This is a genomic window from Micrococcus sp. HOU01 (genome assembly GCF_035609305.1).
GTDB lineage: Bacteria > Actinomycetota > Actinomycetes > Actinomycetales > Micrococcaceae > Micrococcus > Micrococcus luteus.
Genome location: NZ_CP141211.1, coordinates 1,642,327 through 1,658,486, shown reverse-complemented (window position 1 = coordinate 1,658,486; position 16,160 = coordinate 1,642,327). Strand labels below are relative to the sequence as shown.

Genomic DNA, 16,160 nt, shown 5'->3' with positions numbered 1-16,160 from the left:
GCCGTCCGACGACGCTAGGAGCACACCCCATGACGCACCACACCGAAGAGACCCTCGTCCTCATCAAGCCGGACGGGGTGGCCCGCAACCTGGTCGGCGAGATCCTCGCGCGCATCGAGCGCAAGGGCTACGTGATCGCCGACCTGAAGATGCTCACGCCCACCCGCGCCATGTTGGAGCGCCACTACGAGGAGCACCAGGGCAAGCCGTTCTTCGAGCCGCTGGTGGCGTTCATGGCCTCCGGCCCCGTGGTGGCCGCGCGCGTCACGGGCGATTCGGTGATTGAGGGGTTCCGCTCGCTGGCCGGCAAGACCGACCCCACCGTGGCCGCCCCGGGCACCATCCGCGGCGACCTGGGCCGGGACTGGGGCGAGGCCGTCCAGAAGAACCTCGTCCACGGTTCGGACTCGACCCTTTCGGCCGAGCGCGAGCTCGCGATCTGGTTCGGCTGAGCCCGGTCCGGGTCACCGACGACGGCGGCCGGTCACCCTGGTGGGGTGGCCGGCCGCCGTCGTCGTGTCCGGTGGGGGAGCTTAGGCTCAGTCGATCCCGACGACCCCGAGGCCCAGTTCCAGCAGGATCGAGGCGAACACCAGGACGTAGAGGAGCACGATCACGGGCCAGGCCAGCTCCCGGGCGAGGCGGACGAGACCGGCCGGGGCCGGCAGCGTGCCGGTCTGCAGGTTCCGGGACGTCACGAGCACGAGCTGGGCGATGACCATGGCCCACACGACCATGCAGTAGAGGCAGAGCGTGCCGATGCTGTAGACGGCCGAGTACCAGAGCCACACGCAGAACGCGAAGCCCGCCAGGATCCCCGCGTTCATCAGCAGCCAGTACCAGCGGGCGAAGCGGGCGCCGGCGAGCAGGGACATCCCCACGGTGATGAGCACGGAGAACGCGACCACGCCGATGTACGTGTTCGGGAAGCCGAAGGTGTGGGCCTGCCACGACTGCATCACCTGGCCGCAGGACACCCACGGGTTGAGGTCGCAGGACGTGCGGTGCGTCGGGTCCGCGGTGAGGAGGGCGCGCTCGACGATGATGATGATCGTCGCCGTCAGCGCCACGAGCGAGGTGATCAGCAGCAGCGCCGCCGTGCCCGCGGGCCGGGCGTACCAGGTGAGCCGAGCCTCCTCGGCGGGGATGTCGTCGGCAGGGGCGAGGCGGATGTCGTCCGTCGGCGGGGTCGCAGGCATGGACACGATTCTAGGCGCGTGCCCGGGGCGGATGTGAGAGAATCGGCCCTGGCCGTCCCGTGGCCACACCGCGGGGCAGCCCGCTGCGCGCCCGACGTCGGGCCGCCGCCGAGGCGCCCCCGCGTCGAGCATCGTGCGGGAGGTGGACGCCGGGCCTCGCCCGCGTGCGTCCGTGCGCCGGCCGGCGGACGGCACACGACGCCCAGGCCCCGATCTCGAGGGCGCAGCGGTTCCGCGCCGGGCCCTGACGGTCGACGCGGTCCACCCGATGACTTCTCGGAGTCCGCCTCCCGGCGCACCCGTGGCGCACGGCGCCCGGGGCAACGCGGCCGGCGGCGGACGCGGACACGCCGGGCGGCGGCGAGTGTGGCGTCGTCGGTCGGCGGGAGGTGCTGCCATGGCGGCCAACAACGAGGACACGACCCGCGCAGACGAACGCGTGGAGGAGACGGCCGAGCAGGCCGTGACGCAGACCGCGGCGGACACCGTCGCCGGGGCGGAGCCGGAGCAGACCGCCGCGTCCGACGACGCCGCGGGCCCGGCCGAGGAGCCGAGCGCGCCGACCCTACAGGTCGACCCGACCGACCCGTTCGCCGTGCCGGCGAACCTGATCGAGGTCCTGCGCACCGAGACCACGTCCCGGCAGCGCTCCGAGGACGAGGACGACCCGGAGACCTCCGGGCGTTCGCGCCGTCGGCGCCGCCCCTCGCGCGAGGACGACCGCGCGGAGGAGGGCGCCGCAGACGCGTCGGCGGACGCCGAGGACCGGGAGGACGCTTCGGAATCCGAGGATCGGGCCGAGGGCGCCGTGGTCTCCCGTCGGCGCCGCCGACGTCGCCGCGGCGAGGTGGACATGGAGCTCGACGGCGGCGAGGCCGGCGATCCCGAGCACACCGTCACCCGCGTGCGCGCGCCGCGCCAGGCCGTCGGCACCGCCTCGGACACCGTCCAGAGCGTCAAGGGCTCCACCCGGCTCGAGGCGAAGCGCCAGCGCCGCCGCGACTCCCGCTCGGGCGGGCGTCGCCGCACCGTGATCACCGAGGCCGAGTTCCTGGCCCGCCGCGAGGCCGTGGACCGCAAGATGCTGGTGCGCCAGCGCGACCAGCGCATCCAGATCGCCGTGCTCGAGGACGGCGTGCTGGCCGAGCACTTCGTCTCGCACACCACGCAGGACTCGATGATCGGCAACGTGTACCTGGGCAAGGTCCAGAACGTGCTGCCGTCCATGGAGGCCGCGTTCGTGGACATCGGGCGCGGCCGCAACGCCGTGCTCTACGCGGGCGAGGTCAACTGGGACGCCGCCCAGCTGGACGGCAAGCCGAGGAAGATCGAGAACGCGCTCAAGTCCGGCGACACCGTGCTCGTCCAGGTCACCAAGGACCCGGTGGGCCACAAGGGCGCCCGCCTGACCAGCCAGGTCTCCCTGCCCGGCCGCTACCTCGTGTACGTGCCCGGAGGCTCGATGACCGGCATCTCCCGCAAGCTGCCGGACGTGGAGCGCTCGCGTCTGAAGAAGATCCTCAAGGACCACCTGCCGCAGGACGCCGGCGTGATCGTGCGCACCGCGGCCGAGGGCACCTCCGAGCAGGAGCTGCAGAACGACATCAACCGTCTGCGCGCCCAGTGGGAGGGCATCCAGGAGAAGGCGTCCGGCACCAAGGTGCTCGCCCCCGAGCTGCTCTACGCCGAGCCGGACCTGACCATCAAGACGGTCCGCGACGTCTTCAACGAGGACTTCTCCGCCATGCTCGTCCAGGGCGAGGCCACGTGGGACAACATCGAGGCCTACGTGACCTACGTGGCCCCGCACCTGCTGGACCGGCTCCACCACTGGGTGCCGGAGGACCACGACGGCGAGGACCTGTACGCCACCCACCGCGTGGACGAGCAGCTCCACAAGGCGCTCGAGCGCAAGGTGTACCTGCCCTCCGGCGGCTCGCTCGTGATCGACCGCACCGAGGCCATGACCGTGGTGGACGTGAACACCGGGAAGTTCACGGGCTCCGGCGGCAACCTCGAGGAGACTGTCACCAAGAACAACCTCGAGGCCGCCGAGGAGATCGTCCGGCAGCTGCGCCTGCGGGACATCGGCGGCATCATCGTCATCGACTTCATCGACATGGTGCTCGAGGCCAACCGGGACCTCGTGCTGCGCCGTCTCGTGGAGTGCCTGGGCCGGGACCGCACGAAGCACCAGGTCGCCGAGGTGACCTCGCTCGGTCTGGTCCAGATGACGCGCAAGCGCATGGGGACCGGGCTCGTGGAGGTGTTCTCGGAGACCTGCGAGCACTGTGGCGGCCGCGGCATCCTCATCCAGGACACCCCCGTCGAGCGGGGCCGCTCCGGCGGTGAGCAGCGCGGCGAGGCGGAGGGCCGCCGTCGTCGCCGGCGTCGGGGCGACGGCGAGGGCGAGCACGCCCACGCCGCCGCGGCCACGACGACGGGCGCCGAGCCCACCGACTCCGAGGACGAGCGGCAGCTCCGTGAGCGGGCCGAGGCCGCCCGTGTCGCCCTGCACTCGATCGCGAAGGCCTCCGGCAAGGTGGCCGAGGACGAGACCCCCGCCCAGGAGTCCGCCCCCGCCGAGCAGGCGGCGGACGTCGCCGAGGACCAGGCGGCCGAGGCCGTCGAGGCCGCGTCGGCCGGGCCCGCGGAGGCCGGGCAGCCGGCCGGGGCGGACGAGGAGGAGACGCCGCGTCGCCGGCGCCGTCGGGGCCGCCGCCGCAGCCGGGGCCGCGCCGAGGAGTCGGGGGACACCGGCGCCGAGGATGCGGGCTCCGAGGATGCCGCGCGGTCGCACGACGACGAGCTCGCCGAGTCCGCCGAGCAGCCCCGTCAGACTGAGGAGGGGGCCGCCGAGCCGGCCGCCTCCGAGGTCCTCGAGCACCAGGACCCGGTCGCGCAGGCCGAGGAGGCCGTGGCCGCCGTCGCCGAGGCCGAGTCCCCGGAGGACGCGGACGCGCAGGACGACCGTCCCCGCCGGTCCCGGCGTCGCCGGGGTGGCCGCGGGCGGTCTCGCCGAGGCGGCGAGGCGGCCTCGACCGAGGCCGACGCCGACGCCGAGGACCACGGTGCGGAGCGCGCGACGCCGTCGCGGCACGACGCCGCGGACGCCGAGTCCTCGGTGGCCGTGTCCTCCGAGGTCGCATCGGAGCCTGTGCCTGCCGAGGATGCCCCGGCGCCCGTGCCCGCCGAGGATGCCCCGGCGCCCCGGCGCCGCCGGTCCCGCCGGGCCTCGAGCGACGGCGTCGTCCGTCCGGCCGCCGGTGCGGACGCGTCCGCCGAGCGGGCGGCCGACCGCACGGACGCGGCTCCGGTGGAGACCACCGAGCCCTCGCCGGAGGAGTCCACGGACGCCACCGAGGTCCACGCGCAGCCCGCCGCCCCGGCCGCCGTCGAGGAGGCCGTGATGGTGGAGCCTGCGGCGACCGAGCCGACGGCGGAGCCCGCGGCGGACGTGGAGCAGGCGTCCGTCGCGGACGCCCAGGCGGCCCCGACCGCCCCGGCGTCCGGATCGCCACGCCGGCGCTCGCGTCGTGCCGTGTCGTCCGACGGCGTCCACGTCCAGGTCCAGGCCGCGCCCGGCGGCGCCCGGGGCGGCCGCTTCACGGCGGCCGTGGCCGAGGCGTCCACCCCCGCCGAGCCGCAGGGTGCCGCCCCGGTGATGCTCGGCGTCGGCGTGAAGGCCGCCGACCTGGCCCGTCGCGGCCGCTGACCGTCGTCGGTGCCGCCGCCCCGGGCCTGCCCCGGGCGGCGGCGACGCGCCGACACGCCTCTGTTTGGTCCGGATGCCCGGCAGCGAGTATGCTGGACCATCGGTGTTCACCGCCCGCACGCTCCCGCATGTCCCGGTGAGGGACCGCCGGACCCGGACGCAGCCGCGGTCGAGGTGCGGGCGAGCAGAACCCGATCTGATCCATTGAAACGTCGAGAGAAGTGAGTCCCAAGTGGTGTACGCGATTGTCCGCGCTGGCGGCCGCCAGGAGAAGGTTTCCGTCGGAGACCTCGTTACCCTTGACCGCGTTCCCGCTGAGACCGGTGGCTCCGTCGAGCTGCCCGCTCTGATGCTGGTGGACGGGGACGAGGTCAAGGCTGGCGCCGATGCCGCCGGTGTGAAGGTGACCGCCGAGGTCGTCTCCCACTCCCGTGGCAAGAAGGTCGTCATCATGAAGTACAAGAACAAGACCGGCTACAAGAAGCGCCAGGGCCACCGCTCTGAGCTGTCCACGGTCAAGATCACCGGGATCGCCTGAGCCGTCACCGGCACCGGCGAAACCGAGCATCCGAGAGGTTAGGCAACAGCAATGGCACATAAGAAGGCCGGCAGTTCCTCGAAGAACGGCCGCGATTCGAACCCGCAGTACCTCGGCGTCAAGCGCTACGGCGGCGAGGACGTCAACGCCGGCGAGATCATCGTCCGCCAGCGTGGCACCAAGTTCCACCCGGGCCGCAACGTCGGCCGGGGCAAGGACGACACCCTCTTCGCGCTGTCCGCGGGCTCCGTGGCCTTCGGCCAGCGCCGCGGCCGCAAGGTCGTGGACATCGTCCCCGCCGCGGAGTGATCTGACACTCGTGCGGTCTGCGTGCGGACCCTCGCCCGGCGAGGACACCCGCACCCCCTGACGCCCCGGCGGGGGCGGGCCCGGCATCCACCGGACCCGCCCCCGCCGTCGGCGTCTCCGGCCCCTGGGCCGTCTGAGTCCGATCCCTCCAGCCCCTAGGAGCACTCCCATGGCAGCCTTCGTGGACCGCGTGGTCCTCCACCTCACCGCCGGCAACGGCGGGCACGGGTGCGTCTCCGTGCATCGCGAGAAGTTCAAGCCCCTGGGTGGCCCCGACGGCGGCGACGGGGGCGACGGCGGCGACATCACCCTCGTGGTGGACTCGCAGACCACCACGCTGCTGGACTATCACCACGCCCCGCATCGGTCCGCCGAGAACGGCCAGCCGGGCATGGGCGACCACCGCGAGGGCAAGAACGGCCAGTCGCTCGTGCTCCCCGTGCCGGACGGCACGGTGGTCAAGGACGAGCAGGGCAACATCGTGGCCGATCTCGTGGGGGAGGGCGCGACCTACGTCGCCGCCGCCGGCGGTCAGGGCGGCCTCGGCAACGCTGCTCTGGCCTCCGTGAAGCGCAAGGCGCCCGGCTTCGCGCTGCTCGGCCTGCCGGGGGAGAGCCGGGACCTGACGCTCGAGATCAAGACCGTGGCGGACGTCGCGCTGGTGGGCTTCCCCTCGGCCGGCAAGTCCTCCCTCATCGCGGCCCTGTCTGCGGCCCGTCCCAAGATCGCGGACTACCCCTTCACCACCCTCGTGCCCAACCTCGGGGTCGTGCAGGCCGGCGACGTGCGCTTCACCGTGGCCGACGTCCCGGGCCTGATCCCCGGTGCCTCGGAGGGCCGCGGCCTCGGCCTGGAGTTCCTGCGCCACGTGGAGCGCTGCGCCGCGCTCGTGCACGTCCTCGACTGCGGCAGCCTCGAGTCCGACCGCGACCCGATCGCCGACTTCGAGGCCATCGAGGCCGAGCTCGAGGCCTACGCGGTGGAGCCCGTCTTCTCCCAGGGCGGGGAGGGCGTCGTGCCGCTGAACGAGCGGCCCCGCCTCATCGCCCTGAACAAGACCGACCTGCCCGACGGCGCCGCGATGGCGGACATGGTCCGCGACGAGCTCGAGGGCCGCGGCCTGCGGGTCTTCGACATCTCCGCGCTGGCCCGCGAGGGCCTGGACGCGCTCAAGTACGCCATGGCCGAGCTCGTGGCCGAGGCCCGTTCCCGGGTGGTCGAGCCCGTGCCGGCCGCGCCCGTCGAGGTGCCGCGCCGGCATCGCCGCCGTGGCGAGCGGGCCGAATTCACGATCCGCCGCGAGGAGCGCAATCTCGAGCCGCTGTTCCGCGTGCGCGGCGAGAAGCCTGAGCGGTGGGTCGCCCAGACGGACTTCCAGAACGACGAGGCGATCGGCTACCTTGCGGACCGGCTCCAGCGGGCCGGCGTCGAGGACGGCCTGTTCAAGGCCGGTGCGAGGCCGGGCGACGCCGTCGTGATCGGCGACGACATCACGGGCGTCGTCTTCGACTGGGAGCCCACGCTGTCCGCGGGAGCCGAGCTGCTCGCCGGGCCCCGGGGCACCGACCTGCGGCTCGACGAGCGCACCCGCGCGACCCGCGCGGAGAAGCGCGCCGAGCAGGATGCCCGGCGCGCCGCCCGTGCGGCGACCCGGGCCGAGATGGAGGCCGAGCGACGCTCCGGCCTGTGGAACGACACCGACGATCGAGAGGGATGATCCATGTCCGTGCGGCGCACCGTCGTCACCCGCTATCCGACCCCCGCCACGCGCGGCTCCGAGGACCCGCGGGCCAACCCCGTGACCTCGCGGGAGACGATGCAGGCCGCACGCCGGGTGGTCGTGAAGATCGGATCGTCCTCGTTGACCACCCCGGACGGCCTGGACGTGGAGGCCATCGACCGGCTCGTGGACGTCCTCGCCGCCGAGCGGCAGAAGGGCACCCAGGTGGTGCTCGTGTCCTCCGGTGCCGTCGCGGCCGGATTCCCCCACCTCGGGCTGGGCCGACGCCCCAAGGACACCGCCACCCAGCAGGCCTCGGCGGCGGTCGGCCAGAGCAAGCTCATGGCGCACTACACCACGAGCTTCGGCCGGCACGACACCGAGGTGGCCCAGGTGCTGCTGACCGCCGAGGAGCTCATGCGGCGCACCCAGTACACGAACGCGCACCGCGCCCTGTCGCGGCTGCTCACGCTCGACGTGATGCCGATCGTGAACGAGAACGACGCCGTGGCCACGCGCGAGATCCGCTTCGGCGACAACGACCGCCTCGCGGCCCTCACCGCCAACCTCTGCAAGGCGGACCTGCTGGTCCTGCTCTCGGACGTGGACGCCCTCTACACGGGCCACCCCTCGAACCCGGACGCGCGGCGCATCCCGGAGGTCACCTCGGACGACGATCTGGCCGGCGTCGACGTGCGTGTGCCCGGTTCCGCGGGCGTGGGCACGGGCGGCATGGTGACCAAGGTGGACGCGGCCGGCATCGCGGCCACCACCGGCATCCCGACCCTGCTCACCTCGGCCGCGAACGCGGGCGCCGCGTTCGCGGGGGAGGACGTGGGCACGTGGTTCTCCGCCACCGGCCGCCGCCGGTCCGCGCGCGCGGCGTGGCTCGGCCTCACGGCGGAGGTCCGGGGCCGGCTCGTCATCGACGACGGCGCGGTGGCCGGGGCGATCGACCGCGGCCGCTCCCTGCTGGCCGCGGGCATCACCGGCTGCACGGGCGACTTCACGCCGGGCGACGTCGTCGAGATCGTGGACGCACACGGCCGGGTGCGGGCGCGCGGCCTCGTGCAGTACTCCTCGTCGCAGCTGCCCGCCATGCTCGGACGGACGACCGCCGACCTCCGCGAGGACCTCGGCGCGGGCTACGACGGCGTCGTCGTGCACGCCGACGACTGGGTGCGCCTGGCTCCGCCGCAGCGCTGACCGGCACGGGCCGCGGCCGCGGCGTCGGACCGGGGCCTCGTGCCTCGTCCGGGGCGCTCGATAGGCTGGAGGCATGCAGACCACCGAGAGCACCGCACCCCAGGACCAGTCCGGCCGCCAGGACGCCGAGGCGCCGACGCCCGAGGTCGAGGAGGCCGTCCGCCAACGGGCCGAGTCGGCGCGACAGGCCGTGCCCGAGCTGGCCACCGCAGGCCGCGCCCGCAAGGACGCCGTCCTGCGCCACATGGCCGAGGCCCTGCGCGCCAACACGGCCGCGATCATCACGGCCAACCGCGAGGACCGCAGCCGCGGCCGCGAAGCCGGCACCTCGGCGGCCATGCTGGACCGCCTCAAGCTGGACGAGGCGCGCGTCGAGGCGCTGGCCCTCGCCCTGGAGACCCTGGCCGGCCTGCCGGACCCCGTGGGCACCGTGGTCCGCGGCGGCCCGCTGCCCAACGGCGTGCGGATGAGCCAGGTGCGGGTGCCCCTGGGCGTCGTGGGCGCCGTGTACGAGGCCCGTCCGAACGTCACGGTGGACATCGCCGGCATCGCCCTGAAGTCGGGCAACGGCGTGATCCTGCGCGGCGGCTCGGCCGCGGAGTCCACCAACGCGGTCCTGATCCAGGTGCTGCGGGAGGCGCTCGTGGACCAGGGCTTCGACCCCAACATCATCCAGGGCATCGACGACCTCGGACGTCCCGGCGTCGCCGCCCTGATGGCCGCCCGTGGCACGGTGGACGTCCTCGTCCCGCGTGGCGGCCGTGAGCTGATCCAGCGCGTGGTCCGTGAGGCCCGGGTGCCCGTGATCGAGACGGGTGAGGGCAACGTGCATCTGTATGTGGACGCCTCCGCACCCAAGCAGATGGCGGTGGACATCGCGCTGAACTCGAAGACCCACCGCACCTCCGTGTGCAATGCGGCCGAGACCCTGCTGCTCCACCGGGACGCGGAGGAGGCGGGCCGCGAAGTGCTGCGCGCCCTCACCCGTGCCGGCGTGCTGCTGCACGTGGACGAGGCCGCGCGGGCCTGGCTGCCCACGCTCGCCGACCGCGGCGACCACGCCCGGGACGCCGTGGACGCCACGGAGGAGGACTGGGGCACCGAGTACCTGGACATGGAGATGGCCGTGCGCGTCGTGGACTCCCTCGACCAGGCGATCGAGCACATCGGCCGGTGGTCCACGGGCCACACCGAGGCCATCGTCACGAACGACCTGGCCGCGGCCGAGCGGTTCATCACCGAGGTGGACGCCGCGGCCGTCATCGTGAACGCGTCCACGCGCTTCACCGACGGCGGCGAGCTCGGCCTCGGCGCCGAAGTGGGCATCTCCACCCAGAAGATGCACGCCCGCGGGCCCATGGGCCTGGAGGAGCTCACGACCACCAAGTGGATCCTGTGCGGCGACGGGCAGATCCGCCGCTGAGCCGGGCTACGATGGACACCAGGACCCCTTCGGCCCGGCCCCGGCCCGGCCGTCTGACCCGCTGCACCGAGGAGCATCCATGCTGAACACCTCCCTGATCCTGGCCGCCGCCGAGGGCCACCACGTCGTCAACGAGCTGCCGATGGACCCCATCTGGTACGGCCTGCTCGTCTTCGCGCTGCTGATGGCCGCCCTGGCCGCCACCATGTCCATGCGCTCCCGCGCGCTGCGCCTGCCCGAGCCCACCACCGCGGTCCAGCACCACGGCACCGGCCGCGGCTCGCACACCTCCGGTCACTGACGTCTCACCGGCCCGCCGCGTCGCCGCCTCCGCCGGGGGCGACGCGGCGGGCCGTCCGTTCGTCTCCTGAGCGCATGACCGTCGCCTCCCGCACCCCCGTCCCCGCGCCCACCGCCGGGGGCGCGCGCCGTCGTCGCCTCGGCATCATGGGCGGCACCTTCGACCCGATCCACCACGGGCACCTCGTGGCCGCCTCCGAGGTGGCCGCCGAGTTCGAGCTGGACGAGGTCGTCTTCGTCCCCACGGGCCAGCCGTGGCAGAAGTCGGACCGGCAGGTCTCCCCGGCCGAGGACCGCTACCTCATGACCGTGGTGGCCACCGCCTCCAACCCCCGGTTCACCGTCTCCCGCGTGGACATCGACCGCCCCGGCGCCACCTACACCGTGGACACGCTGCGGGACCTGCGCCGCCTGCACCCGGACGCCGAGCTGTTCTTCATCACCGGCGCGGACGCCATGGGCCAGATCCTCACGTGGAAGGACGTGGACGAACTCTGGGGCCTGGCGCACTTCGTCGGTGTCACCCGTCCCGGCCACAACCTCTCGGACATGGGCCTGGGGGATGACGTGTCCCTGATGGAGATCCCCGCCATGGCGATCTCCTCCACGGACTGCCGGGAGCGCGTCCGCCGGGGCCGGCCCGTCTGGTATCTCGTCCCGGACGGCGTCGTCCAGTACATCGCCAAGCACCACCTCTACGTCTCGGAAGAGGAGACCTCGTGACCGTTCCCCAGACCACCCTGGACGCCCTCACCACCGCCGCGGCCGCCGCCGCGGACAAGCTCGGCACGCACATCGTCGCGTTCGACGTCGCCGAGCGGCTCGGCCTGACCGACGCCTTCCTGATCGCCTCCGGCGCCTCGGAGCGTCAGGTCAACGCGATCGTCGACGGCGTCGAGGAGGCGCTGCTGAAGGACGAGCAGCTCAAGCCGCTGCGTCGCGAGGGCCGGTCTGACGGCCACTGGGTGCTGCTCGACTACGGGCACTTCGTGGTGCACGTCCAGCATCGCGAGGACCGCGAGTTCTACGCGCTGGACCGCCTGTGGAAGGACACCCCGGCGATCGACCTCGGCCTGCCGGAGGAGAGCACCCGCCCGGACGCGGCCACCCAGGACGACGGCGCCTCCGCCTCGCACGCCTCCTGAGCGCGGCCGCGAGATGCGCCTGATCCTGCTGCGACACGGTGAGACCGACTGGAACGCCCTGGACCGCTACCAGGGGCACACGGACATCGAGCTGAACGCCGAGGGGGAGCGCCAGGCCCGCCGCGCCGCCGGTGGGCCCGTGGGCGACCTGATCGAGGACGCGGAGGAGCTCGTGGCCGTGTGCTCCCCGCTGGCCCGGGCGCGCCGCACGGCCGAGATCGTCCTCCAGGCCCGCGTCGGCGCGGCGCCCGTGGCCGTCGACCCGGAGCTGATGGAGCTGGCCGGGGGACAGTGGGAGGGCCTGGAGCTCAGTGCCATCGCGGAACGTTGGCCGGACGAGCACCGCCTCTGGCGGGCCGAGCCGGTGCTCGACGCCGGTCCCGTCGGCGGGGAGACCCTGCGCGGGGGCGGCGAGCGGGCCCTGCGTGCGCTGCGCGGACACGTGCCTCCGCACTGGGCGGACACCCCGCGCGACGGGGGCGCCCAGACTCTGCTCGCCGTGGCCCACGGTGCTCTGATTCGTGCGGCCACGGGGCTGCTCCTGCGTCACGAGGGCGAGGCCTTCGCGGCGATGGAGCGGATCGGCAACGCCCGCGCCGCCGTGCTGCAGGGCGCGTTCGCCCCCGCGCCGGAGGGCTGGGGCGACTGGACCCTCGAGGGCTACAACATCTGAGGGCGCCGCGGCCCGGACGCGGATTTGGCGCCCGCGCGGGGACCGTGTACGCTGGTCGAGTTGCCAGCGAGGCGAACGGGCCGGAAACGGCGCGTGAACATCGCGGGTGATGCCCATATCTGGGGGTATGGCGCAGTTGGTAGCGCGTCTGCATGGCATGCAGAAGGTCAGGGGTTCGAATCCCCTTACCTCCACCAGTCAGAAGGCCCGGTCCATGCGGACCGGGCCTTCGTCGTCGTCGGGTTCCTGTGCGGGCCCGGGACACGACCGCCGCCCTGCGACATCACCGCGGTTCTGCACTGCGGTGATGTCGCTCCGCCGCGGTCGGTGCGGGGGACACGCCGGGGTACGCTGCGCGCTCCGCCGCCGTGAGTGCGGGTTCCACCGCACGGCCCTCCCGCGCCGAGGCGACGGCGGCCTCGAGCACCGCCATCACGGCGACGGCCTGGTCGGGGGTGGCGGCGTCGCTGCTCGCGCGGCCCAGGATCGCGTCGCGCACGCCCGCGTAGGACCGCTGCTGGGCTCCGATCGGCGCGGGGACGCGCTCGGTGTTCCCCTCCCCGTCGTGCAGGAGGATCGGGTCCGGATCGACGCCCCAGCCCTCGGCGCCGGGGAGCAGACCAGCGCGCAGCTGAACCTCCTGCCGATCCGGCAGTTCCTTCACCGCGGAGCCACGCGTGCCGTGGACCGCGAAGCGCGGGCTGCCGCCGGCCACGAGCATCGACGCCTGCAGGACCACGCGCCGGCCCGGGTACTGCAGCACGCAGTGCGCCCAGTCCTCGACCGGGGCGCCCGGACGCAGGGCCGCGAGGTCGGCGTCTACGCGTTCGGGGACACCGAAGAGCAGGAGCGCCTGGTCGACCAGGTGCGGTCCGAGGTCGAACCAGATGCCGCCCCCGGGCACCGCGGCTTCCCGCCAGCGGTCCCGGACGGTCGGGCGGAAGCGGTCGATCCGGGACTCGAGGTGGACGACGTCCCCGAGCCGGCCGGAGCGCACGAGCTCGGCGATGCCCAGGAAGTCGCTGTCGAAGCGGCGGTTCTGGAACACCCGCAGCACCCGCCCCGTCTCGGCCGCGAGGTCGCGCAGCTCCCGCGCCTCGGCGAGACTCAGCGTGAACGGCTTGTCCACCACCACGTGCCTGCCCGCCCTGAGGGCGGCGCGCGCGAGCGGCGTGTGCTGGTCGTTCGGGGCGGCGATCACCACGAGGTCCACGTCGTGCCACGCCAGGAGCGCGTCCACGTCGGGCACCACGACGACGTCCGGCAGATCCGCGTGCACCGCGTCCGGGCGGCTCGAGACGACATGGGTGAGAGCGAGTCCCTCCGTGGCGTGGAGCAGGGGGACGTGGAACGTCTTCCCGGCGAACCCATAGCCGATCAGGGCGGTGCGGATCGGTGCGTCAGTGCGGGACATGCAGGACCTCCTGGGCTGGCGGGGGGGGCATGGGGGCGTCTCCTGCACGCTAGGCCGTGGCGTCGCGGCGGTCCATCGACGCCGCCCGGCCGGTTTGCGCGGTTGCCGCAGGCCGGGTATTCTGTTCAGGTGCTCCGGCCGGTCCGCCGGAAACGGAGTCACCACCCACCTGGGGGTATGGCGCAGTTGGTAGCGCGTCTGCATGGCATGCAGAAGGTCAGGGGTTCGAATCCCCTTACCTCCACCAGTCAGAAGGCCCGGTCCGTGCGGACCGGGCCTTCGTCGTCGTGACGGCCGGTTCGCCGTCGTGACCCCTCTGCGCTCCGCGCCCGCACAGCACCCCCGCCGGTCACGGCCGGGTTGCGGTCCAGCGTCGATCACGCATCGACGTCGCACAGCTCTTTCACGGCAGGCTCTCGGCGGACAGACTCGAGGCGTCCCCACCCGTGGAGCCCGGACCACCGGTGCTGCAGAGGCGGGGGCCGCCGGCCCTGTCCGGCCGACTCAGTGAGGAGCTGCCATGTCCGTCATCCGTACCCGTCGTCCCTCCCTCCGTCACCTGCCCGCCGCCGTCGCCGCCGCCGGCCTCATCACCACCGTCGCCCTCGCCGGCCCCGCCGCCGCCTGGGACGACGCCCATGGTCCCCAGGCCGGCTACTTCCAGGCCGTCGACCACGAGAACGTCACCGCGGCCTTCTTCCAGACCTACGACGGTTACGATCCGGAGGACCTCACGCTCACGCTCACCCCGGTGGCCGAGGACGGCACCCGCCTGGAGGGCGGCCAGGAGGTCGAGTTCACCGCCCTGGACGTCATCGACGGCGGCGCCGTGGACGTCCTCGAGACCCGCCGCGCGCTCGGCGCGGCCGGTGAAGGCCTCGTGCGCTACGACGTCGTGGCCGACGGGCAGATGCTGAACATGGGCATCACGCTCCAGGCGGACGCCGACCTCGCCGACGATCAGGGGGCGGCCGTGCACTCCGTCGACGGCCCGCAGATGGCCCACCTCGGGGACCGGCCCCTGGCCTGGGACTCGGCCATGCAGTTGGCACCCGGGGTGGAGGGCGCCGAGATCGTCCACCTGGTCGCCGCGCCGACGATGGAGAACACCTACGCGGCGGTCGTGGCCGAGCCGGACCACGGTGAGGTCTTCGCGTTCCGTGACTCGGAGCACTCCCAGCTCCGTGCCTGGTACATCCCCGAGGAGGGCTTCGTCGGCACGGACACCTTCACCGTCGACTTCCACAGCGACCACGTCGCCCACGTCCAGACCGTCACCGTGCAGGTCGGCGAGGAGATCCCCGCCGCGTACGACGGCTTCCTCGATGCCGAGGACGGCGTCCTCAACGGGAAGCCGCTCGACCTGACCGACCCGGACACCGCTGCGGCGCTCGCCGCGTTCCGGGGCGACGAGGCCGCCCCGGCTCCGGAGGATGAGGAGGAGCAGACCACTCCGGTCGAGGGCGACGCCGACGAGCCGCACACAACCCCGGACACCGTCGAGACGGGGCAGTCCACCGGCTGGTGGCTGGCCGGCCTCGGCGCCGCCGCCGCGGGGGTGCTGGTCGCGGCCCGCCGTCGTCTGGGTCTGACCGGCTGACAGCCCGCCGCGCACAGATCCGTCGACGCGCCGCCCCTCTCACGCGGAGGGGCGGTGCGTCCGTGTCGGCCTGACACGCGGCCGGCAGCCCGCGGGTCAGTCGTCGAGGCCCGCCAGCAGCAGGTCCAGTCCCTCCTCGAAGGGTGCGTCCGCGTACGGGTTCCGCGCCCCCATCGCGCGTGTGCCCCCGCCTGCCCGGAACGCCTCGGCCGCCGCGCCGAATGCGGGCAGCCGCTCCTGCGCCCCCGCCACCTCGAAGATGTCGGCCGGGGCGTCGACGTCGAACGCGGAACCGTAGATGAACGACTCGAGCGCGATCACCCGGGTCAGCACCTGCCCCGGCGCCAGACCGGTCCGGGCCAGCACCGCGCACACCGTCTCGTAGACGCGCTGCGTCGACGGGGCGCCCTCGATCGGCAGGGTGGCGATGAGCGGGATCAGCGGCGGATGGGCCGCGAACACGTCCCGGTAGGAGCGCGCCCACGCCCGCAGGGCGGCGACGACGGGCGCCTCGCCCCGGATCGCGGCCTCCAGCTCGACGAGCGAGACCTCGCCCATCACGGCGTCCTGCAGCAGGACGAGCAGCTCATGCTTGCCGCTGATGTGGTTGTAGAGCGCGCTCGGCGCCACATCCAGGCGACGGCCGACCGCCGCCATGGTGAGCCCTTCGTATCCCTCGGTGCGGGCGACCGCGAGCGCCGCGTCCGCGATCGCTGCGCGGTTGAGAGCGGGGGAGAGAGGTTGTCCGCGGCGGCGGCGCGTCCGGGGCGGTTCAGGGGTCTCGTCCATCCGGCCATTCTGACCCGTCGGACGAGTGGGAGGTGTCAGGCCGGCCACGGATCGGCCTTCCCTTCCCAGCGCGCGGCCCGTACAGTGAGCGCCGACACTCTAAATGAACGGCATTCACCCGGGCCCTGC

At 73.6% G+C, this 16,160-nt stretch carries 15 protein-coding genes and 2 tRNA genes; 14 read left to right on the top strand and 3 right to left on the bottom strand.

The annotated features are described in order from the left end of the window. Nucleotides 1-29: 29 nt before the first annotated feature. A complete protein-coding gene (gene ndk / locus SOY78_RS07575) occupies nucleotides 30-452 on the top strand; it encodes a nucleoside-diphosphate kinase (RefSeq protein WP_012750845.1) in 423 nt (140 codons plus the stop codon). Nucleotides 453-539: 87 nt separating this feature from the next. Here the strand turns inward: ndk and SOY78_RS07570 are convergent, their stop codons facing one another. Continuing rightward, on the bottom strand, nucleotides 540-1,199 hold the full coding sequence (locus SOY78_RS07570) for a vitamin K epoxide reductase family protein (protein WP_324701386.1): 660 nt from the start codon (nucleotides 1,197-1,199) through the stop codon (nucleotides 540-542). A 397-nt stretch (nucleotides 1,200-1,596) separates the two neighbouring features. On the opposite strand from SOY78_RS07570, the gene SOY78_RS07565 reads away from it, so the two are divergent. From SOY78_RS07565 to SOY78_RS07515, 11 genes are all read left to right on the top strand, one after another. Next, on the top strand, nucleotides 1,597-4,914 hold the full coding sequence (locus tag SOY78_RS07565; protein ID WP_324701385.1) for an Rne/Rng family ribonuclease: 3,318 nt from the start codon (nucleotides 1,597-1,599) through the stop codon (nucleotides 4,912-4,914). Nucleotides 4,915-5,146: 232 nt separating this feature from the next. Then, a complete protein-coding gene (gene rplU, locus SOY78_RS07560; RefSeq protein WP_002853919.1) occupies nucleotides 5,147-5,452 on the top strand; it encodes a 50S ribosomal protein L21 in 306 nt (101 codons plus the stop codon). Nucleotides 5,453-5,503: 51 nt separating this feature from the next. Further along, the gene (gene rpmA / locus SOY78_RS07555; protein WP_002853915.1) at nucleotides 5,504-5,761 is read left to right on the top strand and encodes a 50S ribosomal protein L27; all 258 of its coding nucleotides are present in this window, start codon (nucleotides 5,504-5,506) and stop codon (nucleotides 5,759-5,761) included. Nucleotides 5,762-5,930: 169 nt separating this feature from the next. After that, nucleotides 5,931-7,478: a GTPase ObgE gene (gene obgE, locus SOY78_RS07550; protein ID WP_324701384.1), complete on the top strand. Its 1,548-nt coding sequence runs from the start codon at nucleotides 5,931-5,933 to the stop codon at nucleotides 7,476-7,478. Nucleotides 7,479-7,481: 3 nt separating this feature from the next. Next, nucleotides 7,482-8,687: a glutamate 5-kinase gene (gene proB, locus SOY78_RS07545; RefSeq protein ID WP_036316929.1), complete on the top strand. Its 1,206-nt coding sequence runs from the start codon at nucleotides 7,482-7,484 to the stop codon at nucleotides 8,685-8,687. A 73-nt stretch (nucleotides 8,688-8,760) separates the two neighbouring features. Beyond that, a complete protein-coding gene (locus SOY78_RS07540) occupies nucleotides 8,761-10,110 on the top strand; it encodes a glutamate-5-semialdehyde dehydrogenase (RefSeq protein WP_145951375.1) in 1,350 nt (449 codons plus the stop codon). 79 nt (nucleotides 10,111-10,189) lie between these two features. After that, entirely contained in the window at nucleotides 10,190-10,411 is a 222-nt protein-coding gene (locus SOY78_RS07535) for a hypothetical protein (RefSeq protein WP_010078833.1), read from the top strand. A 74-nt stretch (nucleotides 10,412-10,485) separates the two neighbouring features. Then, complete coding sequence (gene nadD, locus SOY78_RS07530) at nucleotides 10,486-11,133, top strand: nicotinate-nucleotide adenylyltransferase (RefSeq protein ID WP_324701383.1); 648 nt, start codon at nucleotides 10,486-10,488, stop codon at nucleotides 11,131-11,133. Then, the gene (gene rsfS / locus SOY78_RS07525; RefSeq protein WP_036316941.1) at nucleotides 11,130-11,555 is read left to right on the top strand and encodes a ribosome silencing factor; all 426 of its coding nucleotides are present in this window, start codon (nucleotides 11,130-11,132) and stop codon (nucleotides 11,553-11,555) included. Before nadD ends, rsfS begins: the two co-directional genes overlap by 4 nt. 13 nt (nucleotides 11,556-11,568) lie before the next feature. Further along, nucleotides 11,569-12,228 carry a histidine phosphatase family protein gene (locus SOY78_RS07520; protein WP_324701382.1) on the top strand — a complete coding sequence of 220 codons (660 nt, stop codon included), beginning with the start codon at nucleotides 11,569-11,571 and terminating at the stop codon, nucleotides 12,226-12,228. 121 nt (nucleotides 12,229-12,349) lie between these two features. Further along, nucleotides 12,350-12,425, top strand: a tRNA-Ala gene (locus SOY78_RS07515). A gap of 86 nt (nucleotides 12,426-12,511) precedes the next feature. Here SOY78_RS07515 and SOY78_RS07510 read toward each other — a convergent pair. After that, nucleotides 12,512-13,642 carry an oxidoreductase gene (locus tag SOY78_RS07510; protein ID WP_141842805.1) on the bottom strand — a complete coding sequence of 377 codons (1,131 nt, stop codon included), beginning with the start codon at nucleotides 13,640-13,642 and terminating at the stop codon, nucleotides 12,512-12,514. Between the two features lie 171 nt (nucleotides 13,643-13,813). Here SOY78_RS07510 and SOY78_RS07505 point away from each other — a divergent pair. Both SOY78_RS07505 and SOY78_RS07500 read left to right on the top strand, forming a co-directional pair. Next, nucleotides 13,814-13,889, top strand: a tRNA-Ala gene (locus SOY78_RS07505). A 273-nt stretch (nucleotides 13,890-14,162) separates the two neighbouring features. Further along, nucleotides 14,163-15,242: a hypothetical protein gene (locus SOY78_RS07500; protein ID WP_324701381.1), complete on the top strand. Its 1,080-nt coding sequence runs from the start codon at nucleotides 14,163-14,165 to the stop codon at nucleotides 15,240-15,242. 96 nt (nucleotides 15,243-15,338) lie between these two features. Here SOY78_RS07500 and SOY78_RS07495 read toward each other — a convergent pair whose 3' ends face one another. Then, a complete protein-coding gene (locus SOY78_RS07495) occupies nucleotides 15,339-16,031 on the bottom strand; it encodes a TetR/AcrR family transcriptional regulator (protein WP_324701380.1) in 693 nt (230 codons plus the stop codon). Between the last annotated feature and the right edge of the window lie 129 nt (nucleotides 16,032-16,160).